Consider the following 25,428-nt stretch of genomic DNA (forward strand, 5'->3'; position numbering starts at 1 on the left):
TGTGGGGGCGTGAGCCGCATGGATGCGGCGACCGAGCTTACATGGACGTACTTGCAGCGGCCCCCAGACGATCCACCCGCCCGGCTAAGCCCCGTATCGCTGCCATCACCGCAGAGGGGGCTCAGCCCGGTGGCCGGGAAACCTCAATACCCCGCCGCCTGCCCATCCTTGCGGCTCTCCGAAGCACCGTAGTACACCCCGGTCTCGGGATCGCGCATGATCGCCTGATAGCCACCATACGGGCCGTCGGCGAACACGATGCGATGCCCCTTGCGCATCAGCGCGCGCACGGTCTCGTACGGGAAGCCGGTTTCCAGATTCACTTCGCCACCGTCGGTCATCGCCGTGGCCTGGCCGGTCGGCTCGGTGGAACCCTCATGCTGGATGCGCGGTGCGTCACCGGCTTCCTGCAGGTTCATGCCGAAGTCCACCAGGTTCATCACGATCTGCGCATGGCCCTGCGGTTGCATCGCGCCGCCCATCACGCCGAAGCTGGCATACGGCTTGCCCCCCTTGGTGATGAACGCCGGAATGATCGTCTGGAAGGGGCGCTTGCCCGGTGCGTATCCGTTGGGATGGTTCTTCTGCAGCACGAACATCTCGCCGCGGTCCTGCAGGATGAAGCCCAACCCCGGCGGCGCCATGCCGCTGCCCATGCCGCGGTAATTGGACTGGATCAACGAGACCATCATGCCGTCGGCGTCGGCCACCGTCATGTAGATCGTGTCGCCTTCCTCCAGCTGCTTCGGTGTGCCCGGCTGCACTTCCTTCAAGGCCTTGTCCATCGAGATCAGCGCGCGGCGCTGCGCGGCGTACTCCTTGGAGATCAGCTTCTGCACCGGCGCCGGCTGGAATGCCATGTCGGCGTAGAAGCGCGCACGGTCGGCGAAGGCCAGCTTCTTCGCCTCAACGAACAGGTGCACATGCTCGGGTGAGCCGAACGGGATCTTCGAGAAATCGTAGCCTTCCAGCACGTTGAGGATCTGAAGCGCAGCGATGCCCTGGCTGTTGGGTGGCAGCTCCCAGACATCGTAGCCACGGTAGTTGCTGCTGACCGGCTCGACCCATTCACCGTGGTGGTCGGCCATGTCCTGGTAGCTCAGGTAGCCACCGTTGGCCTTGAAGTAGTCACCGATGGTGCGCGCGATCTCGCCCTTGTAGAAGGCGTCGCGCCCGCCGTCGGCGATCTTCTGCAGGGTGCTGGCCAGGTTCGGGTTCTTCCACATCTCGCCCTTGCGCGGGGCGTGGCCGTTGATCGTGAACTGCTCCTTGAAGCCCGGGTACTGCGACAGCTTGGGCACCGAACGGTCCCAGTAGTAGGCGATCACCTCGGCCACCGGGTGGCCCTCGCGGGCGTAGCGGATGGCCGGCGCCAGGTTATCGGCCATCGGCTTGCGACCGAAACGGTCGTGCAGGGCGAACCAGCCGTCGACCGCACCGGGCACCGACACCGGCAACGGGCCGGTGGCCGGGATGTCCTTCAGGCCACGACGCTGGAACTCGGCCAGGGTGAGCGACTTCGGCGAGCGGCCCGAGCCGTTGTAGCCGTAGAGCTTCTGCGTCTTTGGGTCCCAGACGATGGCGAACAGGTCGCCACCGATGCCGTTGCCGGTCGGCTCCATCAAGCCGAGCGCGGCATTGGCCGCGATCGCCGCGTCGACCGCCGAGCCACCGCCCTTCATCACGTCCAGCGCGATCTGGGTGGCCAGCGGCTGCGAGGTAGCCGCCATCGCATGCGGGGCGATCACCTCCGAACGGGTGGCGAAGGTGTGGCCGGTGATGCGGTCGGCGGCGATGGACAGTGCAGGCACGGCAGCCAGCACGGCGGCGGCGAGCAGGGAGCGGGCAAGGCGTCGGGACACGGTCGGGTTCCGGTGGAAGGTGGTTCCGCGATCTTCGCCGCTGCGGCCTTCATGCGGTATCGGGCAGAGGTCATGGGCGATGGCCTTTCGGTGGGTGCCGACCAAGGTCCGCCCCAGCATGGCGAACAGCGACCCGGAATCCGCGCAAAAAGCGTGTTGAAAGGAGTGAATTCGGGTTCACTGAAACACTTTCAGTGGCAACCATCCTTGCGGCGCAAGCGATTTCGCTGGACTCACTGGAAACCGATAAAAAAACTGTCGTGAGGGTTGACACCGCCAAAACGCCTGTGTTTCTCTCGATCGCATGTTGCATCACAACACGCCACCGCGAACCCACATCGAAGCCGCCGCCATCGGCGCCGCCTCGCTGCGTTCGATTCTTGTGCTCGTACTTATTACCCAACCCACAGGTGCGGGACGAGCCAGCGTGTAAGCAACAGACACACCGGAACTCTTCAAAAACCCGCACCCGCCCCGGTGCGGGTTTTTTCATTTCAGAACCTGGTTTCAGACGCAACCACCATGACCAACGCTCATCGCACAACCCGGACCTGCAGCACCACGCCTCGTGGTGGCTGTGCCTGTGCGATGCGCGGCGCCCCCTCCACCGCTTTCCCCTGACCGGCCGGCACGTCACCTCGACGACCGGCCGTTCTTTTTTCTTCCCACCGCAAGGAACCTCCCCCATGAGCACCAACGACCTGCCCCAGACCAAGATCGCCGTCATCGGCTACGGCAGCCAGGGCCGCGCCCACGCACTGAACCTGCGCGAATCCGGCTTCGACGTGGTGGTAGGCCTGCGTCCGGGCGGCCCGACCGAAGCCAAGGCCCAGGCCGATGGATTCACCGTGGTCGCGCCCGCCGATGCGGTGAAGGACGCCGATCTGGTCGCCGTGCTGACCCCCGACATGGTGCAGAAGAAGCTCTACAACGATGTGCTGGCGCCGAACATGAAGCAGGGGGCGTGCCTGCTGTTCGCCCACGGACTGAACGTGCACTACGGCATGATCGAGCCGCGCGCCGATCTGGACGTGGTGCTGGTCGCGCCGAAGGGCCCGGGTGCGCTGGTGCGCCGTGAGTACGAGATCGGCCGTGGCGTGCCGTGCATCTGGGCGGTCTACCAGGACGTCAGCGGCAAGGCCGCGCAGCATGCCCAGGCCTATGCGGCCGGCCTCGGCGGTGCCCGCGCCAACCTGATCCAGACCACCTTCAAGGAAGAGACCGAGACCGATCTGTTCGGCGAGCAGGCGGTGCTGTGTGGTGGTGCGTCGGCGCTGGTGCAGGCCGGTTTCGAGACCCTGGTGGAAGCTGGCTACCAGCCGGAGATCGCCTACTACGAAGTACTGCACGAGCTGAAGCTGATCGTCGACCTGTTCTACGAAGGCGGCATCTCGCGCATGCTGGAATTCATCTCCGAGACCGCGCAGTACGGCGACTACGTCAGCGGCCCGCGCGTGATCGACGCTGGCACCAAGGCACGCATGAAGGAAGTACTGAAGGACATCCAGGACGGCACCTTCACCAAGAACTGGGTGGCCGAGTACGAAGCGGGCCTGCCGAACTACAACAGGTTCAAGCAGGCCGACCTGGAGCACCCGATCGAAAAGGTGGGCAAGGAACTGCGCGCCAAGATGGTCTGGTTGCAAGGACAGGCCGCGTAACCGCGCGGCCCTCCCCCACCCGCTTTGCAAGGTTCCCCCATGAACTCTTCCACACACCGCAGCGCGCCGCCCAACGGCGCGCGCTGGCTGACCCAGGCGCTGGAGGCCGAAGGCGTCCGCACGCTGTTCGGCTATCCCGGTGGCACCATCATGCCGTTCTACGACGCGCTGGTGGACTCGTCGCTGAAGCACATCCTGGTGCGCCACGAGCAGGGTGCCGCCCTGGCCGCCAATGGTTTCGCCCGCGCCAGCAACCAGGTGGGCGTCTGCGTGGCCACCTCCGGGCCGGGCGCGTCGAACCTGGTCACCGGCATCGCCGATGCGATGCTGGACTCGGTACCGATGGTCTGCATCACCGGCCAGGTCGGCACGCCGCTGCTGGGCACCGACGCCTTCCAGGAACTGGATGTGTTCGGCCTGACGATGCCGATCGTCAAGCACAGCTGGCTGGTGCGCAGCGTCGATGACCTGCCGCGCGTGGTGGCCGATGCGTTCCGGATCGCCCGCGAAGGTCGCCCCGGCCCGGTGCTGATCGACCTGCCCAAGGACGTGCAGCTGGCCGACGCCAGCCATCTGCCGGCCCATGCGCCCAGCAGCGTCGAACCACCGCCGGCGCCGGCCGAGGCCGCCATTGCCGAAGCCATTGCCGCGCTGGCCGCGGCCGAGAAGCCGGTGGTCTACGCCGGCGGTGGCATCGCGCTGGGTGATGCGGTGCAGGACCTGCGCGATTTCGTCGAGGCCAGTGCCATCCCCACCGTGATGACGCTGCGCGGCCTGGGCGCACTGCCGGCCAGCCATCCGCAGTCGCTGGGCATGCTGGGCATGCACGGGACCCGCGCGGCCAACATGGCGGTGCAGGAAAGCGACCTGCTGCTGGTGCTGGGCGCACGCTTCGACGACCGTGCCACCGGCAAGCTGGCGGAGTTCGCACCGTTCGCCCGCGTCGTTCACATCGATGCGGACGCATATGAGATCTCCAAGCTGCGCAGCGCCGATGTCGCTGTGCCTGGCAATGTCGGCCATGCCATCCGCGCCCTGCGTGCGGCCTTCCCCTCCCCCAAGGCCCACCAGGACGCATGGCGCAAGCGCTGTGCACAGCATCGCGATCGTTTCGCAGCGCGCTACGACGCACCGGGCCAGCACATCTACGCCCCGGCGCTGCTGAAGCGCCTGAGCGAACTGGCCCCGGCCGATGCGGTGATCGCCTGCGACGTCGGCCAGCACCAGATGTGGGTGGCGCAGCACTGCCGCTTCAACCACCCGCGCAACCACCTGACCAGTGGCGCGCTGGGGACCATGGGCTTCGGCCTGCCGGCAGCGATGGGTGCGCAGTTCGCCTGCCCCGATCGCACCGTGGTGCTGGTGTCCGGCGACGGCAGCTTCATGATGAACGTGCAGGAGCTGGCGACCATCGCGCGTTGCCGCCTGCCGGTGAAGATCGTGCTGCTGGACAACAGTTCGCTGGGCATGGTGCGGCAATGGCAGGAGCTGTTCTTCGCCGAGCGCTACAGCGAGATCGACCTGTCCGACAACCCGGACTTCGTGGCGCTGGCGCAGGTGTTCGGCATTTCCGCCACCCGCATCGACGCGCGGGATGACGTCGAGGGTGGCCTGGCCGCGCTGCTGGCCGAACCCGGCCCGGCACTGCTGCACGTCGCCATCGATGCACGCGCCAACGTATGGCCGCTGGTGCCACCGAACACCGCCAACAGCACGATGCTGGAAAGCAACCCCGCCCATGCCCGCCAGGAGATCCCCAATGCACTACCGGCTTGACCTGGTGCTGCACCCGGCCGAAGGCGCGCTGTTGCGCGTGATCGGCATGGCCGAGCGCCGTGGCTTCGCGCCGCGTGCGATCAGCGGTGCGCCGGTGGCCGCCGACGATGGCCGCTGGCACCTGCAACTGGTGGTGGATGGCCAGCGCCCGGCGGAAACGCTGTGCCGGCAGATCGAGAAGATCTACGACTGCGTGTCCGTGCAGGTCACCGCCGTGGAAGGAGCATCCGTATGAACACCCGTACCGTAGTGACCACGGTGCCGGTACGGAGGCGTCTTCTTCGCCGCCCGTGCCCGCATGCGGCGGTCGCCTGCACCCCGCTGGTGGCCCATGCCGGCCGCTGATGCCAGCCAGGAAAGCGATGTCGGCGACGTAAGCGTCGCCGACGTACTGGCGGCGCAGGCCCGGCTGCGCCGCTTCCTGCCGCCTACCCCGCTGCACCATGCCGAGCGCTTCGGCACCTGGCTGAAGCTGGAGAACCTGCAGCGCACCGGGTCCTACAAAGTGCGCGGCGCGTTGAACGCGCTGCTGGCCGGCCGCGAGCGCGGCGATACCCGGCCGGTGATCTGCGCCTCGGCCGGCAACCATGCCCAGGGCGTGGCGTGGGCGGCCTACCGCCTGGACGTTCCGGCCATCACCGTGATGCCACATGGCGCGCCGGCCACCAAGATCGCCGGCGTCGCTCACTGGGGCGCCACCGTGCGCCAGCATGGCACCAGCTATGACGAGGCCTACGCCTTCGCGGTTGAACTGGCACAACGCCACGGCTACCGCTTCCTTTCCGCGTTCGACGACGCCGATGTGATTGCCGGTCAGGGTACGGTCGGCATCGAGCTGGCCGCGCACGCACCGGACGTGGTGATCGTGCCGATCGGCGGCGGTGGCCTGGCCTCCGGCGTTGCACTGGCGCTGAAATCACAGGGCGTGCGCGTGATCGGTGCCCAGGTGGAAGGCGTTGACTCAATGGCGCGCGCCATCCGCGGCGACGTACGCGAGATCGCCCCCGTCGCCTCGCTGGCCGACGGCGTGCGGGTGAAGATCCCTGGATTCCTGACCCGACGCCTGTGCACCTCGCTGCTGGACGACGTAGTGATCGTGCGCGAAGCCGAACTGCGTGAAACCCTGGTCCGGCTGGCACTGGAAGAACACATCATCGCCGAGGGCGCCGGTGCGCTGGCGCTGGCAGCAGGCCGCCGTGTCGCTGGCCGCCGCAAGTGCGCGGTGGTGTCCGGCGGGAATATCGATGCGGGTGTCCTGGCCGGCCTGCTCACCGACATCCGGCCGCGCCCGCCGCGCAAACCACGGCGACGGCGTAGTGAAACCCCGCGCTCGCCCGGCAAGGCCAGCGCCCTCGCGTCCCCCACCTCTTCCCCTTCCCCCCTGCAAGCCGCCGCACCCGCTGTCGAGGAGATTTCCCTGTGACCACCATCGAACGAATTACCACCCCGCGCATCCGCATCTTCGACACCACCCTGCGTGACGGCGAGCAGTCCCCCGGCTGCAGCATGAGCCCGCCGCAGAAGCTGGTGATGGCGCGTGCGCTGGACGAACTGGGCGTGGACATCATCGAGACCGGCTTCCCGGCCAGCTCGCAGTCCGACCGCGAAGCGATGGCACTGATCGGCCGCGAACTGCGCCGCCCGAGCCTGACCCTGGCGGTGCTGTCTCGCTGCCTGCAGGCCGACATCGAGACCTCGGCACGCGCACTGGAAGCTGCGGCCAACCCGCGCCTGCACGTGTTCCTGTCCACCAGCCCGCTGCACCGCGAACACAAGCTGCGGATGACCCGCGAGCAGGTGCTGGAATCGGTACGCAAGCACGTCTCGCTGGCTCGCTCCTACATCGACGATGTCGAGTTCTCGGCCGAGGATGCCACCCGCACCGAGCTGGACTACCTGATCGAAGTCTCGCGCGTAGCCATTGCCGCCGGCGCCACCACCATCAACCTGCCCGACACCGTCGGCTTCACCACGCCGGAAGAGATCCGCGCGATGTTCCAGCAGGTCATCGCCGGCGTCGCCGATGTGCCGAATGCCGCCAACGTGATCTTCAGCGCGCACTGCCACAATGACCTGGGCCTGGCGGTGGCCAACTCGCTGGCCGCCATCGAAGGCGGTGCACGCCAGGTCGAGTGCACCGTCAACGGCATCGGCGAGCGCGCCGGCAACTGTTCGCTGGAAGAGATCGCGATGGTGCTGAAGGTGCGCCAGGCCTTCTACGAACAGGACAGTTCGATCAACACCCCGCGCATCGTCGGCACCTCGCAGCTGCTGCAGCGCCTGGTCGGCATGCCGGTACAGCGCAACAAGGCCATCGTCGGTGCCAATGCCTTCGCCCACGAATCGGGCATCCACCAGCACGGCATGCTGCGCCATCGCGGCACCTACGAAATCATGCGCCCGGAAGACGTGGGCTGGGAAGATTCGCAGATGGTGCTGGGTCGCCACAGTGGCCGCGCCGCCGTCGAAGCACGCCTGCGTGCACTGGGCTTCTGGCTGGACGAAGACGAACTGAAGCTGGTGTTCGAGCAGTTCAAGGGCCTGTGCGAACAGCAGCGCGTGGTCACCGATGCCGACCTGCAAACCTTGATGCAGGGCGGCTCCAACGCGCAGGGCTATCGCCTGGCGTCGATGACCATCAGCGACGTCGGCAGCCGCGCCAATGCACTGGTCGAACTGTCCGACCCGGACGGCAACCGCGTGGCCGAGACCGCGCAGGGCGACGGCCCGGTCGATGCGCTGTTCGGCGCGCTGTCGGCTGCCACCGGCGTGCAGCTGATGCTGGACAGCTACCAGGTGCACAGCGTCGGCATCGGCGCCGATGCGCGCGGTGAAGCCAATCTGAGCGTGCGCCACGACGGCGTGGAGTACGACGGCACCGGCACCAGCAAGGACATCATCGAAGCCTCCGCGCTGGCCTGGCTGGATGTGGCCAACCGCCTGCTGCGCCAGCGCCAGGCCACCGCCCACAGCAGCACCGACGTTCCCACCCCTGCCACCGCCTGAGGAACCCGAGATGAGCGCCTTCGACACTCCTACCGCAGCCGCTGGCCAGCAGTGGAACGCCCAGGACTATGCGATCGATGCCGGCTTCGTACCGTTGCTCGGTGGCGCGGTCGCGCGCCTGCTCGATCCGCGCGCCGGTGAGCGCATCCTCGACCTGGGCTGTGGCGATGGCGTGCTCAGCACCGAGCTGGCCCTGAGCGGCGCGTGCATCCACGGCGTGGACGCGTCGCCGGAACTGGTGATCGCCGCCCGTGCACGTGGCGTCGACGCGCAGGTGATGGACGGCCACGCGCTGTCGTTCGACAGCGAGTTCGATGCGGTCTTCAGCAATGCCGCATTGCATTGGATGGGCAACCCGGACCGCGTGCTGGAAGGCGTGCGTCGCGCGCTGCGCCCCGGTGGCCGCTTCGTCGCCGAGTTCGGCGGCCATGGCAACGTGGCCACGATCGTCGCGGCGGTACAGGCCGCACGCGTGGCCCACGGCCATGGCGCCAGCACCTTCCAGTGGTACTTCCCGACCGCCGATGCCTATGCCGACCGCCTGCGCCAGCATGGCTTCCAGGTGCAACTGATCGAATGCACGCCGCGCCCGACCCCGCTGCCGACCGGCGTGGCCGGCTGGCTGCGGGTATTCGCCGCGCCACTGCTGGATGACCTGCCCGCCGAGGCCCGCGCCACCGTGCGCGAGGCGGCTACTAGCCTGCTTGCCGAGTTGCCTCGTGACGCATTCGGCCAGCCGCTGGCCGACTACGTGCGGCTGCGGGTCCTCGCCCGCCGTCGCTGACTTGACCCTTTCATATTCATTCCTGATGTTCGCAACTTCGTACTTCTGCCAGGCATACGCATGACTTCCGCACCCCGCACCCTGTACGACAAACTGTGGGACGCCCACGTGGTGGTTCCCGAATCCGACAGCGCACCCGCCGTGCTGTACATCGACCTGCACCTGATCCATGAGGTCACCTCGCCGCAGGCATTCACCGAACTGCGCGAGCGCGGCCTGGCGCCGCGCCGGCCGGACCGCACCAAGGCGACGATGGACCACTCCACGCCGACCCTGCCGGCTGCGGCCGACGGCACGTTGCCCTACGCCAGCGCCGCTTCCGAGGCACAGGTCGCAACCCTGGCGCGAAACTGCGCCGAGCACGGCATCGAACTGTTCGACATGGCCTCGGACAACCGCGGCATCGTCCATGTCATTGCGCCGGAACAGGGCTTCACCCAGCCGGGCATGACCATCGTCTGCGGTGACAGCCACACCTCCACCCACGGTGCATTCGGCTCGCTGGCCTTCGGCATCGGCACCAGCGAGGTCGGCCACGTGCTGGCCACGCAGTGCCTGCTGCAGCGCAAAGCCAAGACCTTCGCGATCACCGTTGACGGTGCGCTGGCACCCGGCGTCGGCGCCAAGGATGTGGTCCTGCACATCATCGGCGTGATCGGCGTCAACGGCGGCACCGGCCACGTGATCGAGTTCCGTGGCAGCACCATCGAAGCGATGGACATGGAACAGCGCATGACCCTGTGCAACATGTCGATCGAGGCCGGTGCACGCGCCGGCATGGTCGCGCCCGACCAGGTCACCTTCGACTTCGTCGCCGCTACGCCGCGCGGCCCCAAGGGCGCCGACTTCGACGCTGCCGTGGCGCGCTGGCAACAGCTGCGCAGCGATGACGGCGCGCGCTTCGACAGCGAAGTGCACATCGACGCCGCCGACATCCGCCCGACCCTGACCTGGGGTACGCATCCGGGTACCGCGATCGCCGTGGATGCGCCGATTCCCGCCGCCAACGATGCCGCCGCACAGAAGGGCCTGGACTACATGCACTTCCAGGCCGGCAAGGCGCTGGCGGGCACACCGGTGGACGTAGTGTTCGTTGGTTCGTGCACCAACGGCCGCCTGAGCGACATGCGCGAAGTCGCACAGGTGCTGCGCGGCCGTCGTGTTGCCGAGCGCGTACGCATGCTGGTGGTACCGGGCTCGGAGATCGTCAAGCGCGAGGCCGAGGCCGAGGGCATCCACGAGATCGTGCGCGCGGCCGGTGCCGAATGGCGCGAGCCGGGCTGCTCGATGTGCATCGCGATGAACGGCGATCTGGTCGCCCCCGGCCAGCTGGCCGTGAGTACCAGCAACCGCAATTTTGAAGGCCGGCAGGGGCCCGGTTCGCGCACGCTGCTGGCCTCGCCGATGAGCGCGGCGTGGGCCGCGGTGAACGGGCACGTTGCCGACACCCGCGAACTGTTCGCACAGGAGGTGGCGTGATGGCCGGTTTCCGTACCCTGACCTCGGCCAGCGTGGTGCTGCGCCAGACCAACATCGACACCGACCAGATCATCCCGGCGCGGTTCCTGTCCACCACCGAGCGTGCCGGGCTGGGTCGCAACGCGTTCAACGACTGGCGCTGGCAAGCTGATGGTTCGCCGGTGGCCGACTTCGCCTTCAACCAGCCGCACAACGCCGGCCGCAGCATCCTGCTGGCGGGCCGCAACTTCGGCTGCGGTTCTTCGCGCGAGCATGCACCGTGGGCGCTGACCGACCTGGGCCTGCGTGCCATCGTCAGCAGCGAGATCGCGGACATCTTCCGCGGCAACGCGCTGAAGAACGGCCTGCTGCCGATCGTGCTGGACGAGGCCGACGTACAGGCGCTGATGCAGCGCCCGGACGATGCGCTGACCATCGACGTGGCTGCGCGCGAACTGCGCACCCCCGATGGCCAGGTCTATTCCTTCCCGCTGGATGGCTTCTCGCAGACCTGCCTGCTGGAAGGCGTCGACCAGTTGGGGTATCTGTTGGGCCGTGTCCCTGAAATCGAACGTTACGAGAGTGAGCATGCACGCTGAAATTGTTGTCCTGCCCGGTGATGGCATCGGCCCGGAAGTGTCCGCCGCGGCAGTTGCCGTCCTGAAGGCGGTCGCCGGACGCTTCAACCACACCTTCACCTTCAGCGAGCACGACATCGGTGGCATCGCCATCGACCGCCACGGTGAACCGCTACCGGCGTCGACGCTGGCCGCCTGCCAGGCCGCCAATGCGGTGCTGCTGGGCGCGGTCGGCGGCCCGAAGTGGTCCGACCCGAACGCCAAGGTGCGCCCGGAACAGGGCCTGCTGGCGATCCGCAAGGCGCTGGGCCTGTATGCCAACCTGCGCCCGGTGCGTACCCACGAGGCCGCGCTGCACGCCTCGCCGATCAAGGCCGAGCTGCTGCAGGGCGTGGACTTCGTGGTGGTGCGCGAACTGACCGGCGGCATCTACTTCGGCGACAAGACCCGCGATGCCGACAGTGCCAGCGACCTGTGCCGCTACACCGTGGCCGAGATCGAGCGCGTGCTGCGCAGCGCCTTCCGCCTGGCCCAGCAGCGTCGCGGCAAGGTCACCTCGGTGGACAAGGCCAATGTACTGGAAACCTCGCGCCTGTGGCGCGACGTGGCCGCACGCATCGGCCGCGAAGAATTCCCGGACGTGGCGCTGGAGCACCAGCTGGTCGATTCGATGGCCATGCACCTGCTGGCCAAGCCACGCGAGTACGACGTGATCGTCACCGAGAACATGTTCGGCGACATCCTCACCGATGAGGCCTCGATGCTGGCCGGTTCGCTGGGCCTGCTGCCGTCGGCCTCGCTGGGCGAGCCCGGTGCGGTGGGCATTTACGAGCCCATCCACGGTTCGGCCCCGGACATCGCCGGCAAGGGCATCGCCAATCCGTACGCGACAATCTTCAGCGCCGCGATGCTGCTGCGCCATTCGCTGGGGCTGGAAGCCGAAGCGGCCGCGGTGGAAGACGCCGTGCATGCGGTGCTGGATGATGGGGTGTTCACTGCCGACCTGGCCGCCAAGGGCCAGGCCGTCAGCACCGCCGCGGCAACCGACGCGGTGCTGGCGAAGCTGGGCTGATCCATCGGGCAACACCTGTAGAGTCGAGCATGGCACGGCTCTACAGGGGGCCCGTGGCCACTGCCCGACTCCGTGCCAACCAAGGTTGGCACCTACCACAGCGGTAGATCCACGCCATGCGTGGATGATTCGGTTCCCGCGCAGTAGGGCCACGCCATGCATGGCTTTGCTTACTTGGTGGTGTACCCACCATTGACCAGAATCGTCTGCCCGGTCATCCACCAGCCATCGGTCACCAGGAAGCGGATCCACGGCACGATGTCGGCGATGTCGGTCAGCCCGGTGCGGGTGAACGCCGATAGCGCCGCCGCGGTCTTGTGGTAGGCCTGCGCATCGGCGCTCTCGGCCGGATAGAAGAACGGCGTGTCCATCGGACCGGGACCGATCGCGGTCACCGAGATGCCGCGCTCGCCGAACTCCTTCGACGCCGCACGGGTGAAATGCTCGACCGGCGCCTTGGTGCCGGCATAGCTGGAATAGAACGGCGTGAACGCACCCAGCAGCGAGGTGACCAGGGTGCAGATGCGGCCACCGTCATTGATGTGGCGACCTGCCTCCTTCAGGAAGAAGAACGCGGCCTTGGCATTGACCGCGCTCATCTCGTCGTACTCCGCCTCGCTGATGTCCAGCAGCGGCTTCTTGAGTACCTTTCCCACCGTATTGATGGCGATGTCAGGACGGCCGACTGCGGCCACGGCATCGACGAACAAGCGCTCCATCGCTGCCGCCGACGTCAGGTCGCCCTGCAGGGCCACCGCCTTGCTGCCGGCGGCCTGCACCGCGGCTACAGTCGCTTCTGCATCGGCCTGGGTAGCGGCACTGTTGTAGTGGATGACGATGGCTTTGGCGCCCTGTGCGGCGAAGTCGCGGGCGATCAGGCCGCCCAGGTTCTTGGCGCCACCGGCGATCAGTACGGTCTTGCCCTTGAGGGAATGCTCGGTCATGGCTTCGGTCTCGGGAGGGGGCTGCCCGGGGTGGCAACCCTGCCCTGACGACGATATCGTGCAGAAAAAGCGGATAAAGCCCGCCACATTGACTTAACTTTCCAGAGTCAGCGAACAATGGACCGGATCGATCGCTTCCGCATCTTCACCCGGGTCGTGGAGTGCGCGAGCTTCACCCGCGCCGCCGACCAGCTCGGCCTGCCCCGCTCCACTGTCTCGGCAGCCATTGCGGAGCTGGAGCAGCGGCTCGGCACCCGCCTGCTGCAGCGCTCGACCCGGCGGGTGTCCACCACCCACGACGGCGACGTGTTCCATGCCCGCTGCCTGCGCCTGATCGCCGAGGTCGAGGACGCCGAAACCCTGTTCCGCCAGGACGACGCGCAGCCGATGGGCCTGCTGAAGATCGACGTGCCCAGCCGCATCGGCCGTCGCATCATCGCTCCGGCGCTGCCCGGGTTCTTCGCGCAGTATCCGCAGGTGGAAGTGGACCTGGGCATGACCGACCGCGCAGTGAACCTGATCGAAGACGGCTGCGATGCCGTGCTGCGGGTCGGCCAGCTGGGTGACTCCAGCCTGGTGGCGCGCGAGCTGGGCCAGCTGGACTTCGTCAACGTCGCCGCACCGGCCTACCTGCGCGAGCACGGAGTGCCGCAGCACCCCGCCGATCTGCAGCAGCATCGCGCGGTGAACTATGCGTCGCCGACGAATGCACGGGTGGAACCCTGGGAATGGCAGGACGGCGGCCAGCTTCACATGCAGCCGATGCCGGGCTGGGTACGAGTGAACAGCGCCGAGGCGTCGATCGCCTGCTGCGTGGCGGGACTAGGGCTGTTGCAGATTCCGCGCTACGACGTACAGGCGGAACTGCAGTCAGGTGCCTTAGTGGAGGTGATGCCGCAACACGTGGCGCAGCCATTGCCGGTGACACTTCTGCAGCCGCATCGGCAACACCGCGCACAGCGTGTGCAGGTGTTCATCGAATGGCTGCTGCCGGTGCTGCGGAGCGGCCTGCAGCTGCAGTAGATCCACGCCATGCGTGAATGCATGCATCCGTGCCAACCAAGGTTGGCACCTACCAGGGCAAAGACCAACCGGCGTGGGTGGGGTCAGAGCCCTTTCCCGGAGGAAAAGGGATCCGACCCTGGTCGGCATCACGCCCCGGATTCATCGGGCTTCACCCGGAACCAGGCCGCGTACAACGCCGGCAGGAACACCAGGGTCAGCACCGTACCGACGATCAGGCCACCCATGATCGAGATCGCCATCGAGCCATAGAATGCGCTGCGCGACAGCGGAATCATCGCCAGCACGGCTGCCAGTGCGGTCAGCACGATCGGGCGGAAACGGCGCACCGTGGCATCGATGATCGAATGCCAGCGGTCATGCCCGGCATCGATGTCCTGCTGGATCTGGTCGATCAGGATCACCGAGTTGCGCATGATCATGCCGGCCAGTGCGATCGTGCCCAGCAGCGCGACGAAGCCGAACGGCGCGCGGAACAGCAGCAGGAACAGCGTCGCGCCGATGATGCCCAGCGGCGCGGTCACCAGCACCATCGCTGCACGCGAGAAGCTGCGCAGCTGCAGCATCAGCAGCGTGGCCACCACCACCAGGAACAGCGGCATGCCGGCCTTGATCGAGTTCTGGCCACGCGCCGAATCCTCCACGGTACCGCCGGTTTCCAGCAGGTAACCACTGGGCAGCTCGGCACGGATGCCGTCCAGTGTGGGCAGGATCTGATGCACCACGTCCAGCGCCTGCATGCCATCACTGATGTCGGCGCGCACGGTCACCGTCGGCAACCGGTTGCGGTGCCAGATGATGCCGTCCTCGAAGCCGTACTCCATCGTCGCCACCTGCGACAGCGTGATGCTGCCACCGTTGGCGGTGGGCATCGACAGGCTGGACAGCAGCTCCAGTTGATTGCGCTCATCGGCCGGCCCGCGCAGCAGCATCTCGATCTGGCGATTGCCCTCGCGATACACGCTTACCGATTGCCCGGCCAACGAACTGGCCAGGAACTGGCTGACCTGGGCGCTGCTCACGCCCAGCGCGCGGGCGCGCTCCTGGTCGACCACCAGGCGCACCACCTTGCTCGGCTCGCTCCAGTCCAGGTTGACGTTCATCACGTGCGGGTTCTCCCGCACCTTGGCCTCGACCTGGCGCGCGATCGCCTGCACCTTCTCGATGTGCTCGCCGGAGATGCGCATCTGCACCGGATAGCCGACCGGCGGGCCGTTCTCCAGGCGGGTCACGCGCATCTGCACGTCCGGGAACTTCGGGATCACCTCGTGCAGCAGCCAGTCGCGGGTGCTTTCGCGTGAAGTGATGTCCTTGGCCAGCACCACGAACTGGGCGAAGTTGGTCGCCGGCAGCTGCTGGTCCAGCGGCAGGTAGAAGCGCGGCGAACCGGTGCCCACATAGGACACGTAGTTGGCAATGCCCTCGCGGCTGGACAGCAGCTTCTCAAGCTTCTCGGCCTGGGCCTGGGTCGAGCGCAGCGAGGCGCCCTCGGCCAGCTCGATGTCCACCATCAGTTCCGGCCGGGTCGAATCCGGGAAGAACTGCTGCGGCACGAAGCGGAACATCATCAGCGAGAACACGAACAGGCCGATGGTCGCCGCGATCACCCACCAGCGATGCCGCAGGCAGGTATCGAGGAAGCGACGGAAACTACGATAGAACGGGCGCTGGTACGGATCGTGGTCGTGCCCGTGCTGCGGCGGCGCGATCAGATTGGCCAGCGCCGGATAGCGGTCGGCCCACTGCTGGCGCTTGGCGTGCCAGCGCGCTGACAGGCTGCCCGGCTTCGGCGGCTGCGGATTGAACAGGTCCGGCAGCATCTTGTCGCCCAGGTAAGGGATGAACAGCACCGCTGCGATCCACGACACCACCAGCGCGATGGTCACCACCTGGAACAGCGAGCGGGTGTATTCACCGGTACTCGATGCCGCAGTGGCAATGGGCAGGAAGCCGGCCGCGGTGATCAGGGTGCCGGTCAGCATCGGGAACGCGGTCGACTCCCAGGCGAAACTGGCGGCGCGCAGGCGGTCGTAGCCCTGCTCCATCTTGGTGGCCATCATCTCCACCGCGATGATCGCATCGTCCACCAGCAGTCCCAGCGCCAGCACCAATGCACCCAGCGAGATCTTGTGCAGGCCGATGTCGAAGTAGTGCATGACAAAGAAGGTCATCGCCAGCACCAGCGGGATGGTCACGCCCACCACCAGGCCGGTGCGCAGGCCCAGCGAGAAGAAGCTGACCAGCAGCACGATCACCACCGCCTCGGTCAGCACCTGCACGAACTCGCCGACCGACTCTTCCACCGATTGCGGCTGGTCGGACACCTTGCGCAGCTGCATGCCGGCCGGCAGGGTCTTCTGCAGGCGTTCGAACTCGGCATCGAGGTTGGCGCCGAGCTTGAGGATGTCACCGCCATCCTTCATCGCCACCGCCAGGCCGATCGCCTCTTCACCCATGAAGCGCATCTTCGGCGACGCCGGATCGGCGAAGCCACGCTTGACCTCGGCGATGTCGCCCAGGTGCACGGTGCGGTCGCCGGCGCGGATCGGGAACTGGCGGATCGCTTCGATGTCGTTGAACTGGCCGGTCACCCGCAGCTGCACGCGATCGGTGGCGGTCTCGAAGAAGCTGGTGCCGGTCACTGCGTTCTGGTCGGCCAGCGCCTGCTGCACCTGCTGCATCGACACGCCCAGCGTGGCCAGCCGGGTGTTGGACAGTTCGATCCACACCTTCTCGTCCTGCAGGCCGACCAGGTCGATCTTGCCGACGTCGGGCACCCGCTGCAGTTCCAGCTGGATGCGGTCGGCGTAGTCGCGCATCACCGAGTAGTCGAAGCCCTTGCCGGTCAACGCATAGATGTTGCCGTAGGTGTCGCCGAACTCATCGTTGAAGAACGGACCGACGATCTCGCGCGGCAGCGTCGGGCGGATGTCGCCCACGCGCTTGCGCACCTGGTACCACAGGTCCGGGATCTGCCTGGAACGCAGGCTGTCGCGCGCCATGAAGATGATCTGCGATTCGCCCGGGCGCGAGTACGAGCGGATGAACTCGTACTCGCCGGTATTCATCAGCGCCTTCTCAAGCGGCTCGGTCACCTGCCGCGAGACCTGCTCGGCGGTCGCCCCCGGCCACAATGTGCGCACCACCATCGCCTTGAAGGTGAACGGCGGGTCCTCGGACTGGCCCAGATGCTTGTACGACCATGCGCCGATCAGCGCGAAAGCCAGCATCGCAAACAGCACCAGCGGGCGGTTGGACAACGCCCACTCGGAAAGATTGAAGCGGCGCACCGGCTTACTCCCTGGCCTTGGCGGCAGCGGCCGGCGTAGCCGGCTTCAGCACGGGACGGTTCTGCCGGTCCACGGCGATCACCGGCTGGCCGGCCCGCAGCAGGTGGCCACCCGCAGCAACTACCCAGTCGCCCGCGTTCACGCCCGACAGTACCGGTACCGTCTCGCTGCCAAACGCACCGGTGGTAACCGTTGCGGCCTTCAGCGTGCTGTTGCCCGGATCGACCACCCATACGCTGGCGGCACCGTTGGCACCACGCTGCAGCGCGCCCAGCGGCAGCTGCAGGGTGCCGTGGCGACCGGCGCTGCTGTAGACGCGTGCACTCTGGCCCAGTTCGACGTCGGCCAGCGCATCGGCGGGCAGGCTGACCCGGGTCGCATAGGTACGTGCCTGCGGATCGGCAGCGGCGGCGATCTCCCGGATCGTGCCCGGCAGGCGCTGGCCGGGGCGGTTCCACAACTCCACCTCGACCGGTTGGCCCACAGCATAGTCGCGGATGGTGGCCTCGGGCAGGTCGATCAGCACTTCGCGGCCACCGTCGGCGGCCAGGTTGAAGATGGTCTGCCCGGCGGACACTACCTGCCCGGCCTCGGCCTCGCGGCTGGCGATCACACCGTCGGCCGGCGCACGCAGCTGTGCGTAGCCGGCCTGGTTGCGGAGCACATCGAGGTTGGCGCGGGCGGCGTTGGCCTGGCCCTGCGCGGCCTTGAACGCGGCGGACTGCTGGTCCAGCTGCGAGCGGCTGACCAGCTGCTGGTCGGCCAGCACCTGGTAACGCTTGAGGTCATCGCGGGCGCGCACCAGATCGGCTTCGGCTGCCGCCAGCTGCGCCTGCGAGGCACGGGCCTGCAGCGCGAAGTCGGCCACGTCCAGCTCGGCCAGCACGTCGCCCTTCTTCACCCGTTGCCCGGCATCGACGTGGCGCTTGACCAGGTTGCCGCCAACGCGGAACGACAGCGGGCTTTCCTGTCGCGCACGCACCGTGCCCGGGAACGCCGCCGGCGCCTGCCCGGCCTGCTCGCCGGGGTGAACCACCAGCACCGGTACGGCCGCCGGTGGCGCCTGTTCCTGCCCCGAACAGGCTGCCAGCGCAGCCATCCACACCATACCGCCCATCCAGCGCACGATCTTCATCGGTCAACGTCCTGAAAACGCAGGGTTGCAACTAAGGGAGGAGCCGCGACTGCCGGCCCAATTTAATAAACCGGCCGGTATAGTATAAATATCGAACCGCTTGGTCTAGTATTGTCGCGATGAGTTCCCACATTTCCCGCAAGCCGTCGGCCAAGCCCGCTGCCAAGGCCGCCGGACCCGGGCGCCCCAAGGACCTCGGCAAGCGCGCGGCGATCCTTGAAGCAGCCAAGGCACTGTTCATCGAACAGGGCTATACCGGCGTGAGCATGGACACCATCGCCGCTCAGGCCGGCGTCTCGAAGCTGACTGTGTACAGCCACTTCGGCGACAAGGAGACGCTGTTCTCCGAGGCGGTGCAGTCAAAGTGCATTGAAATGCTGCCCGACGCGCTGTTCGTAGCCGACGCGGACGGCCCGCTGCGCGACCAGCTGATCGGTATCGGCCTGGCCTTCTTCGAGCTGATCACCTCCGACGCGGCGATCTCGATCCAGCGCATGATGATGGCGCCGGAGACCGACGAACGCCTGCGCGCGCTGTTCTGGAAAGCCGGCCCCGAGCGTACCTGCGAGGCCCTGGCCGATTTCCTGCGTGCCCGCGCCGAACGTGGCGAACTGGATATCCCCGACTGTGCTCTGGCCGGCGAGCAGTTCCTGACCCTGGTCAAGGGCGAAGTGCACATGCATATGATGTGCGGCATGCCACTGTCACCCGTGGAATGCGACCCTCTTGCCCACGTGACCGCCAGCATCGACTTCTTCCTGCGCGCCTACGCGCCGCGAGGGGCCGGAACGGCTGAATAACCAAAACTGAACGAACCGGAGGTCGCGATGACTTCCGGCACTGCGACCCCGGCCCCCGGCAGCTGATGCTCTGGGCGCGCCGCCGGCCTCCGGCACCGGTAAAATGGCCGGCCCACTGCGCTGGATTTGAACCTCATGACGATTGATTACGCCCACGCCCGCGAACTGATGGTGGAACAGCAGATCCGTCCCTGGGACGTGCTGGACATCAAGGTGCTCGACGTCCTGGCCCGCCTGCCACGCGAGGCCTTTGTCGCCGACGCGCACCGGGCACTGGCCTACGCCGATGTCGAACTGCCGATCGGCCACGGCCAGAAGATGATGAAGCCGGTCATCGAGGGCCGTACCCTGCAGGCATTGGACCTGCAGCCGGGTGACGAAGTGCTGGAAATCGGCACGGGCAGCGGCTTCCTGTCGGCCTGCATCGGCGCGCTGGCGCGCGATGTGCTGAGCTTGGAAATCGACCCTGAGCTGGCCTCCGCTGCGCGTGCCCGCCTGGACGCCTCCGGCCTGGGCACCAACGTCCGCGTGGAAGTGGCCGATGCCCTGTCCTGGCAGACCGAACGCCGCTTTGACGTGATCTGTGTCACTGGTGCGGTCGACGTGGTGCCGTCACAGTTCGCCTCGTGGCTGCGTCCGGGTGGCCGCCTGTTCGTGATCCACGGCCGCTCGCCGGCGATGGAGGCCCTGCTGGTCAAGGCCGACGGTAGCTCCGAGTCCCTGTTCGAGACCGATATCGATTACCTGCGTGGTGCCGCCCCGGCCCCCCAGTTCCACCTCTGAGTCCAAGGAAGCCGCAATGATCCGCCGATCCCTCGCTGTTGCGCTGGCCACTGCCCTGCTGCCGTTGTCCGCCCATGCCGCCGACCTGCTGCAGGTCTACGAAATGGCCCGCAACGGCGATCCGCAGCTGTCGGCCGCCGAATCGACCCGGCTGTACGACAAGGAAGGCGCCGTGCAGGCGCGTGCCGCCCTGCTGCCGCAGATCAACGGCCAGGCCGCGCTGAACCGCACGCGCAGCGAGCCGAACGCCGACGCCAACTCCGGCTCGTTCACCAACAAGCGCCGCACCTACACGATCGACGGCAGCCAGACGCTGTTCAACTGGACCCAGATCAACAACCTGCGCTCGCAGCGTGAGCTGAGCAAGGCGGCGGACTTCACCCTCGAATCGGCCAACGACAACCTGATCGTGCGCACCTCGGCGGCCTACTTCAACGTGCTGGTGGCGATCGAATCGCTGAACGCCGCACAGACCAATGAAGCTGCCGCGAAGAAGCAGTTCGACTTCGCCGACAAGCGCCTGGAAGTGGGCCTGGCGCCGATCACCGACGTGCACGAAGCACGCGCCCAGTACGACCAGGCGCGCGCCAACACCATCATCGCGCAGAACACCCTGGCCGATAACTACCAGGCCCTGACCGAACTGACCGGCCAGCCGGTGACCAACCTGCGTGGCCTGCCGGCGGACTTCCGCCCGGAAGTGCCGGCCAACCGCGGCAACATCGACGAGCTGGTGCAGCAGGCTACGACCCAGAATCCGGCGCTGAAGGCGCAGGAGCTGAAGGTCAGTGCCGCTGAAGCCGGCGTGCAGGCTGCCCGTGGTGGTCATTACCCGACCCTGTCGCTAGGCGGCAGCTGGGGCAAGAGCGCCACCTGGGGCGACAGCACCGGTGCCGGCTCGCTGTCGCCGGATGCGCGCACCAACAGCATCGGCCTGACCCTGAGCGTGCCGATCTTCTCCGGTGGTGCCACCCAGTCCGGCGTGCGCCAGGCGCTGGCGCAGCGTGACATCGCCCAGGACGGCTACGAGCAGCAGAAGCGTGCCCTGGATCGCAATACCCGCAATGCCTACCAGACCCTGGTGCAGGGCATCAGCGAAGTGGAAGCCCGCCGCCTGGCGGTGGTCTCGGCGCAGAGCGCGTACGACGCTTCGCAGGTCGGCCTGGAAGTCGGTACCCGTACCGTGCTGGATGTGATCCAGAACCAGCGCATCCTGTTCTCGGCGCAGCTGGACTATGCCCAGGCCCGTTACACCTTCCTGCAGAACCGCCTGCTGCTGAGCCAGTCGCTGGGTGCGCTGGACGTGGCCGAACTGCAGGACGTCAATCGGCTGCTGACCCAGGACGCGGGCAACCCGGCCACGACCACGCACTGAGTCGTCGCCCCTGCAACTAAAAAGCCACCCGCGAGGGTGGCTTTTTTGCAGGTGCTGCATCCACACACGCGCCCCCCCCCCCCCGGCGGGGCCCCTCGAACCGTCAGCCCGGCCACGCGCGCAGGCGTTCCAACGCCGCAAGCACGCACAGCGCGGCTGCCAAAGGGGCCAGCATCGACATCATCAGCCCGCAGCCGGCTGCGCCTTGCCGGGTGTCATCCCGACGCCGCCGCAGCACCGCCAGGCACAGCGCCGCCATCACCACCAGCGTTGCCGGACCCGGCAGCGCCGGCAAGGTGCCCTGCGGCAGCCCCAGCACCAGCATCACCGCCGGCAGCGCAACCACCATTGCGCTCAGGCCCGTGCGGGATCGTCCCGCCGCGTCAGCTGCGCGGGGCCACAACGATGTGGCCAACCGGACGGCCAGCATCAGCAGCACCAACTGCAGGGCGGCCAGGCCCGCTGCCCCGGCCAGGGGCAACAATGGCAGCATCCACTGCAGCTGGGGGTGCACCTGCAGCGCCACGGCCAGTGGCCGGGTACTGGCGAGCGCGGAAAACTCGACCAGCCCGGCCTGCAATGCTGCCAGCACGATCAGCAGCAGCATCGCCAGCAACGAGACCAGCGCCAGCACCGCCGGCTGCCACATCGCGCCCTGGCGGCGCAGCGCAGGAAAGCCCAGTGCCAGGCCCACGCTGGCAAATATGCCCAGCAGCGGCACCGCAGCCGCCAGCACGCCCCCCAGCCCGAAGCGATACGGCGCGGTCGCCGGAGGCAGCCAGGGAATCCAATGCCCGTAGTGCACGTGACGTGCCGCCAGCGCCAGCAGCAACACCCCCACACCGATCTTCACCGTCAGCAGCGCACAGGCCGCAAGGGCCACACCCCGCGGCGGCAGCAACGCGAGCGCGCTCAACGTCAGCAGGCCCACGGCCGCCGCTATCTGCACGGGCAGCCAGTCGTTGGCATGGAGGCCTCCGGTAGCCAGCACCGCATGTACATGGCGGGCCATGGACTGTGCCGCGCCCGCCGTGGTCGCCGTCAGCTCAAGCAACAGGATCGTGCCCAGAACGACGGCCACCCGTGGCCCCCAGCTGGCGGCCAGCAGCCCGTACAGGCCATCGGCCGCCGGCAGTCGCAGCACCAGATCCTGCAGGCAGCACAGCACCAGGCCAGCCCCCAGTGCGGCCAGCAACAGGCTCAGTACGATGGCGGGGCCCGCCTGTGCCGCCGTGTGCTGGCCCACCAGCGCGATCACGCTGCCGCCCACCAGCAGCGTCAGTGCCACCACAGCCAGGTGGTCCATCCCCAAGCGCGCCCCACCGGTGCCGTCCCTGCCCCTGTCGCCGTCCATCGCAAGTTCCCTTGATATCCGCCCAAGCGCGGTCGACAGCAGGCTGGCAGCCTGCGTCGTCCTGCGGAATCGGAATCGGTGCTGCGTGCGCCACGATGTGATGGCAGGCACGCTGCCATCGGCAGGGTCGGTCCAGCAACGACAGAAAAATCGTTGCTAAGCAGAATTGATGAAGTTGATCACGACAACGCTGCACAGCGCCGCCGACGCCGCGCTGCCGGGATCACTCGCGTGCCGGTGGCAGGTGCGGTGCGACCAGCGCAAGCGTGCGCTGCAGCGCGCCACGGCCATTGCTGACCAACGTGCAGCCCGCACGCGCCATGTCTTCGCGGGCCTGCGCATCTTCAAGCAGATGCTGCAGCAGGTCGCCCACTGCCTGCGCATCTTCGCCGATCAGCAGCGCACCGGCCTCGCGCATGCGCCGGGAGATTTCCGCGAAGTTGTGCAGGTGCGGGCCGGTCACCGCCGCGGTTCCCATCGCAGCGGGCTCCAGCAGGTTGTGGCCACCGATGGCCTGCAGGCTGCCGCCGACGAAGGCGACCTGGGCGCAGGCGTAGAACGGCATCAGCTCGCCGAGGGTGTCGATGACGAACACGTCTGTGGCGGCGCGCGGCCACTGGTCCACGCGGCGGGTCGCCACGCTCCAGCCCTGTTCGCGCGCCAGCGCTTCCACCTTGGGGAAACGTTCGGGATGGCGCGGTGCCCACAGCAGCAGCAGATCCGGATGCTGCTGGCGCAGGCGGCGGTGCAGGTCGATCACCGCCTGCTCTTCGCCGTCATGGGTACTGGCGGCGATCCATACCGGGCGCGCGCCCGGCACCCGTGCATGGAACTGTTCGACGAAGCCCTGCACGTCCGGCGTGGTGATGTCGAACTTCAGGTTGCCCAGTGCCTGCACCTGGCCGGGCTCCGCCCCCAGCTGCACGAAGCGCTCGGCATCGTCCTGCGACTGCGCGGCCACGCAGGTGACGGTGCGCAGGGCGCGGCGGATCAATGCGGCCAGCAGCCGGTAGCCGCGCAGCGAACGCGCCGACAACCGGGCATTGAGGATGTAGACCGGAACGCCACGGTCACGGCAGCCGAACAGCATGTTCGGCCACAACTCGGTTTCCAGGATCAGCGCCAGGCTGGGCTGGAAATGGCCGAGGAAGCGATTGACGCTGCCCGGCACGTCGTACGGCAGGTAGACATGGTCCAGCGCGTCGCCCCAGAGCGCACGCACGCGCTCGGAGCCGGTCGGAGTGATGGTGGTGATGACCCAGCGGATGTCCGGGCGCTGCTGGCGCAGGGCGTTGACCAGCGGCGCGGCGGCATTGACCTCGCCCACCGAGACCGCGTGCAGCCACACCCGTGGCTGGCCGGTCGGCTGCGGATAGGAGGCGTAGCGTTCGTCCCAGCGCCGGAAGTACTCACGGACCCGGAAACCGCGCCAGACCAGGTGGTACACGGTGATCGGCAGCAGGATATAGAGCACGACCGAGTACAGGCCGCGCAGGATCCATTCGACAGGGTCTTTACGCATGCGGCAAGGATACGGGAGCCCCCCGGGAAAGACACGCGGCCGCCTTGGTAGAATGGCCCCATGTCAGATGCTTCCACCGCCGTCCGCCCGTCGCTGCGCGATCCGCGCAACTGGCCGATGTTCGCCGCCATGTTCGGCGCCTTCGCCATCGCCCGCCTGCCGTGGATGCTGCAGCGCGCGCTGGGCCGGGGCGTCGGCTGGATCACCTGGCGCCTGCTCGGCAGCCGCCGCCGCGCCGCCGAGGTCAACCTGCAGCTGTGCTTCCCCGAGAGGGACGAAGCGTGGCGGCAGCGCCTGGTGCGGGACAGTTTCGATGCGCTGGGCGTCGGCGTATTCGAGTGCATCCGCGCCTGGTGGGGCAGCATCGACAGCATCCGCCCGCGGGTACGGATCGAAGGCCTGGAACACCTGCGGCAGATGCAGGCCGAAGGCCGCGGCGTCCTGCTGGTCTCCGGCCACTTCATGACCCTGGAGATGTGCGGCCGCCTGCTGTGCGACTACGTCGATCTTTCCGGCATGTACCGCAAGCACAAGAACCCGGTGTACGAGTGGGCGGTCAAGTTCGGCCGCCTGCGCTATGCCAAGGCGATGTTCGCCAACGAGGACATCCGCGCGACCGTGCGCCACCTGAAGAAGGGCGGTTTCCTCTGGTACGCGCCAGACCAGGACATGCGAGGCAAGGACACGGTATTCGTGCCGTTCTTCGGCCACACCGCTTCGACCATCACCGCCACCCATCAGCTGGCGCGCATGACCGGCTGTGCGGTGATTCCGTACTTCCACCGGCGCGAAGGCGGAAAGTACTTCCTGAAGATCGGCGCGCCGCTGGAGAACTTCCCCAGCGAGGATGTGGAAGCCGATACCACGCGGGTCAACCAGGCCATCGAAGCGATGGTGCGCGAGGCTCCCGACCAGTACCTGTGGATCCACCGCCGCTTCAAGCGCCAGCCCGGCGGCCGGAGTGATTTCTACAAATAACGGTGGGGCGGGAGGGTTTCGTCCACG

Annotated in this window: 20 protein-coding genes; 14 read left to right on the forward strand and 6 right to left on the reverse strand. The window is 67.4% G+C overall.

Annotation, left to right across the window (positions count from 1 at the left end; all coding sequences use genetic code 11):
• Positions 1 to 143 precede the first annotated feature (143 nt).
• Positions 144 to 1,862, reverse strand: a complete 1,719-nt coding sequence (gene ggt, locus PEM_RS14205) for a gamma-glutamyltransferase (protein ID WP_065196510.1) — start codon at positions 1,860 to 1,862, stop codon at positions 144 to 146.
• A 686-nt stretch (positions 1,863 to 2,548) separates the two neighbouring features.
• Between ggt and ilvC the strand changes: the two genes are divergently transcribed.
• From ilvC to leuB, 9 genes are all read left to right on the forward strand, one after another.
• Complete coding sequence (gene ilvC, locus PEM_RS14210) at positions 2,549 to 3,523, forward strand: ketol-acid reductoisomerase (RefSeq protein WP_053499062.1); 975 nt, start codon at positions 2,549 to 2,551, stop codon at positions 3,521 to 3,523.
• 39 nt (positions 3,524 to 3,562) lie between these two features.
• Positions 3,563 to 5,299 (forward strand): acetolactate synthase 2 catalytic subunit, encoded by a 1,737-nt coding sequence (ilvG, locus tag PEM_RS14215; RefSeq protein WP_005419106.1) that lies wholly within the window; start codon positions 3,563 to 3,565, stop codon positions 5,297 to 5,299.
• Positions 5,283 to 5,534, forward strand: a complete 252-nt coding sequence (locus PEM_RS14220; RefSeq protein ID WP_005419108.1) for an ACT domain-containing protein — start codon at positions 5,283 to 5,285, stop codon at positions 5,532 to 5,534. The genes ilvG and PEM_RS14220 overlap by 17 nt, the downstream gene beginning before the upstream one ends.
• A 96-nt stretch (positions 5,535 to 5,630) precedes the next feature.
• A complete protein-coding gene (locus PEM_RS14225) occupies positions 5,631 to 6,722 on the forward strand; it encodes a threonine dehydratase (protein WP_053499063.1) in 1,092 nt (363 codons plus the stop codon).
• A complete protein-coding gene (locus PEM_RS14230) occupies positions 6,719 to 8,305 on the forward strand; it encodes a 2-isopropylmalate synthase (RefSeq protein ID WP_111129280.1) in 1,587 nt (528 codons plus the stop codon). Before PEM_RS14225 ends, PEM_RS14230 begins: the two co-directional genes overlap by 4 nt.
• Positions 8,306 to 8,315: 10 nt before the next feature.
• Positions 8,316 to 9,089 carry a class I SAM-dependent methyltransferase gene (locus tag PEM_RS14235; RefSeq protein ID WP_111129278.1) on the forward strand — a complete coding sequence of 258 codons (774 nt, stop codon included), beginning with the start codon at positions 8,316 to 8,318 and terminating at the stop codon, positions 9,087 to 9,089.
• 60 nt (positions 9,090 to 9,149) lie between these two features.
• Positions 9,150 to 10,568 carry a 3-isopropylmalate dehydratase large subunit gene (gene leuC / locus PEM_RS14240; RefSeq protein ID WP_069139238.1) on the forward strand — a complete coding sequence of 473 codons (1,419 nt, stop codon included), beginning with the start codon at positions 9,150 to 9,152 and terminating at the stop codon, positions 10,566 to 10,568.
• A complete protein-coding gene (gene leuD, locus PEM_RS14245; RefSeq protein ID WP_005419117.1) occupies positions 10,568 to 11,146 on the forward strand; it encodes a 3-isopropylmalate dehydratase small subunit in 579 nt (192 codons plus the stop codon). Before leuC ends, leuD begins: the two co-directional genes overlap by 1 nt.
• Positions 11,136 to 12,197: a 3-isopropylmalate dehydrogenase gene (gene leuB, locus PEM_RS14250; protein ID WP_095377955.1), complete on the forward strand. Its 1,062-nt coding sequence runs from the start codon at positions 11,136 to 11,138 to the stop codon at positions 12,195 to 12,197. Before leuD ends, leuB begins: the two co-directional genes overlap by 11 nt.
• A gap of 170 nt (positions 12,198 to 12,367) precedes the next feature.
• Here the strand turns inward: leuB and PEM_RS14255 are convergent, their stop codons facing one another.
• On the reverse strand, positions 12,368 to 13,141 hold the full coding sequence (locus PEM_RS14255; RefSeq protein ID WP_005419120.1) for an SDR family oxidoreductase: 774 nt from the start codon (positions 13,139 to 13,141) through the stop codon (positions 12,368 to 12,370).
• A gap of 117 nt (positions 13,142 to 13,258) precedes the next feature.
• Between PEM_RS14255 and PEM_RS14260 the strand changes: the two genes are divergently transcribed.
• Complete coding sequence (locus PEM_RS14260; RefSeq protein ID WP_111129276.1) at positions 13,259 to 14,164, forward strand: LysR family transcriptional regulator; 906 nt, start codon at positions 13,259 to 13,261, stop codon at positions 14,162 to 14,164.
• Positions 14,165 to 14,292: 128 nt separating this feature from the next.
• Here PEM_RS14260 and PEM_RS14265 read toward each other — a convergent pair whose 3' ends face one another.
• The gene (locus PEM_RS14265) at positions 14,293 to 17,454 is read right to left on the reverse strand and encodes an efflux RND transporter permease subunit (RefSeq protein WP_119706118.1); all 3,162 of its coding nucleotides are present in this window, start codon (positions 17,452 to 17,454) and stop codon (positions 14,293 to 14,295) included.
• A 4-nt stretch (positions 17,455 to 17,458) separates the two neighbouring features.
• On the reverse strand, positions 17,459 to 18,589 hold the full coding sequence (locus PEM_RS14270) for an efflux RND transporter periplasmic adaptor subunit (RefSeq protein WP_111129274.1): 1,131 nt from the start codon (positions 18,587 to 18,589) through the stop codon (positions 17,459 to 17,461).
• Between the two features lie 119 nt (positions 18,590 to 18,708).
• Here PEM_RS14270 and PEM_RS14275 point away from each other — a divergent pair, with 119 nt between their 5' ends.
• The 3 genes from PEM_RS14275 (at position 18,709) to PEM_RS14285 (ending at position 21,547) form a co-directional block, all read left to right on the forward strand.
• A complete protein-coding gene (locus tag PEM_RS14275) occupies positions 18,709 to 19,389 on the forward strand; it encodes a TetR/AcrR family transcriptional regulator (protein ID WP_005419125.1) in 681 nt (226 codons plus the stop codon).
• Between the two features lie 135 nt (positions 19,390 to 19,524).
• Positions 19,525 to 20,172: a protein-L-isoaspartate O-methyltransferase gene (locus tag PEM_RS14280; protein WP_111129272.1), complete on the forward strand. Its 648-nt coding sequence runs from the start codon at positions 19,525 to 19,527 to the stop codon at positions 20,170 to 20,172.
• A 16-nt stretch (positions 20,173 to 20,188) separates the two neighbouring features.
• Positions 20,189 to 21,547 carry a TolC family outer membrane protein gene (locus tag PEM_RS14285; protein WP_005419128.1) on the forward strand — a complete coding sequence of 453 codons (1,359 nt, stop codon included), beginning with the start codon at positions 20,189 to 20,191 and terminating at the stop codon, positions 21,545 to 21,547.
• 103 nt (positions 21,548 to 21,650) lie between these two features.
• Here PEM_RS14285 and PEM_RS14290 read toward each other — a convergent pair whose 3' ends face one another.
• Entirely contained in the window at positions 21,651 to 22,901 is a 1,251-nt protein-coding gene (locus tag PEM_RS14290; protein ID WP_111129613.1) for an amino acid transporter, read from the reverse strand.
• 223 nt (positions 22,902 to 23,124) lie between these two features.
• Positions 23,125 to 24,423, reverse strand: a complete 1,299-nt coding sequence (waaA, locus tag PEM_RS14295) for a lipid IV(A) 3-deoxy-D-manno-octulosonic acid transferase (protein ID WP_005419132.1) — start codon at positions 24,421 to 24,423, stop codon at positions 23,125 to 23,127.
• Positions 24,424 to 24,483: 60 nt separating this feature from the next.
• Between waaA and PEM_RS14300 the strand changes: the two genes are divergently transcribed.
• A complete protein-coding gene (locus tag PEM_RS14300; protein ID WP_111129614.1) occupies positions 24,484 to 25,401 on the forward strand; it encodes an LpxL/LpxP family Kdo(2)-lipid IV(A) lauroyl/palmitoleoyl acyltransferase in 918 nt (305 codons plus the stop codon).
• Positions 25,402 to 25,428 lie beyond the last annotated feature (27 nt).

Origin of the sequence: Stenotrophomonas sp. Pemsol (assembly GCF_003586545.1) — a bacterium.
Taxonomy (GTDB): domain Bacteria; phylum Pseudomonadota; class Gammaproteobacteria; order Xanthomonadales; family Xanthomonadaceae; genus Stenotrophomonas; species Stenotrophomonas sepilia.

What these genes read in the sequence shown, in the direction of transcription:
- leuD (WP_005419117.1), top strand. Translation starts at nt 10,568, where the DNA reads ATGGCCGGTTTCCGTACCCTGACCTCGGCCAGCGTGGTGCTGCGCCAG.
- leuB (WP_095377955.1), top strand. Translation starts at nt 11,136, where the DNA reads ATGCACGCTGAAATTGTTGTCCTGCCCGGTGATGGCATCGGCCCGGAA.
- PEM_RS14300 (WP_111129614.1), top strand. Translation starts at nt 24,484, where the DNA reads ATGTCAGATGCTTCCACCGCCGTCCGCCCGTCGCTGCGCGATCCGCGC.
- PEM_RS14260 (WP_111129276.1), top strand. Translation starts at nt 13,259, where the DNA reads ATGGACCGGATCGATCGCTTCCGCATCTTCACCCGGGTCGTGGAGTGC.
- ilvG (WP_005419106.1), top strand. Translation starts at nt 3,563, where the DNA reads ATGAACTCTTCCACACACCGCAGCGCGCCGCCCAACGGCGCGCGCTGG.
- PEM_RS14225 (WP_053499063.1), top strand. Translation starts at nt 5,631, where the DNA reads ATGCCGGCCGCTGATGCCAGCCAGGAAAGCGATGTCGGCGACGTAAGC.
- leuC (WP_069139238.1), top strand. Translation starts at nt 9,150, where the DNA reads ATGACTTCCGCACCCCGCACCCTGTACGACAAACTGTGGGACGCCCAC.
- waaA (WP_005419132.1), bottom strand. Translation starts at nt 24,423, where the DNA reads ATGCGTAAAGACCCTGTCGAATGGATCCTGCGCGGCCTGTACTCGGTC.
- PEM_RS14280 (WP_111129272.1), top strand. Translation starts at nt 19,525, where the DNA reads ATGACGATTGATTACGCCCACGCCCGCGAACTGATGGTGGAACAGCAG.
- PEM_RS14270 (WP_111129274.1), bottom strand. Translation starts at nt 18,589, where the DNA reads ATGAAGATCGTGCGCTGGATGGGCGGTATGGTGTGGATGGCTGCGCTG.
- PEM_RS14255 (WP_005419120.1), bottom strand. Translation starts at nt 13,141, where the DNA reads ATGACCGAGCATTCCCTCAAGGGCAAGACCGTACTGATCGCCGGTGGC.
- PEM_RS14285 (WP_005419128.1), top strand. Translation starts at nt 20,189, where the DNA reads ATGATCCGCCGATCCCTCGCTGTTGCGCTGGCCACTGCCCTGCTGCCG.
- ilvC (WP_053499062.1), top strand. Translation starts at nt 2,549, where the DNA reads ATGAGCACCAACGACCTGCCCCAGACCAAGATCGCCGTCATCGGCTAC.
- PEM_RS14220 (WP_005419108.1), top strand. Translation starts at nt 5,283, where the DNA reads ATGCACTACCGGCTTGACCTGGTGCTGCACCCGGCCGAAGGCGCGCTG.
- PEM_RS14275 (WP_005419125.1), top strand. Translation starts at nt 18,709, where the DNA reads ATGAGTTCCCACATTTCCCGCAAGCCGTCGGCCAAGCCCGCTGCCAAG.
- PEM_RS14290 (WP_111129613.1), bottom strand. Translation starts at nt 22,901, where the DNA reads ATGGACGGCGACAGGGGCAGGGACGGCACCGGTGGGGCGCGCTTGGGG.
- PEM_RS14235 (WP_111129278.1), top strand. Translation starts at nt 8,316, where the DNA reads ATGAGCGCCTTCGACACTCCTACCGCAGCCGCTGGCCAGCAGTGGAAC.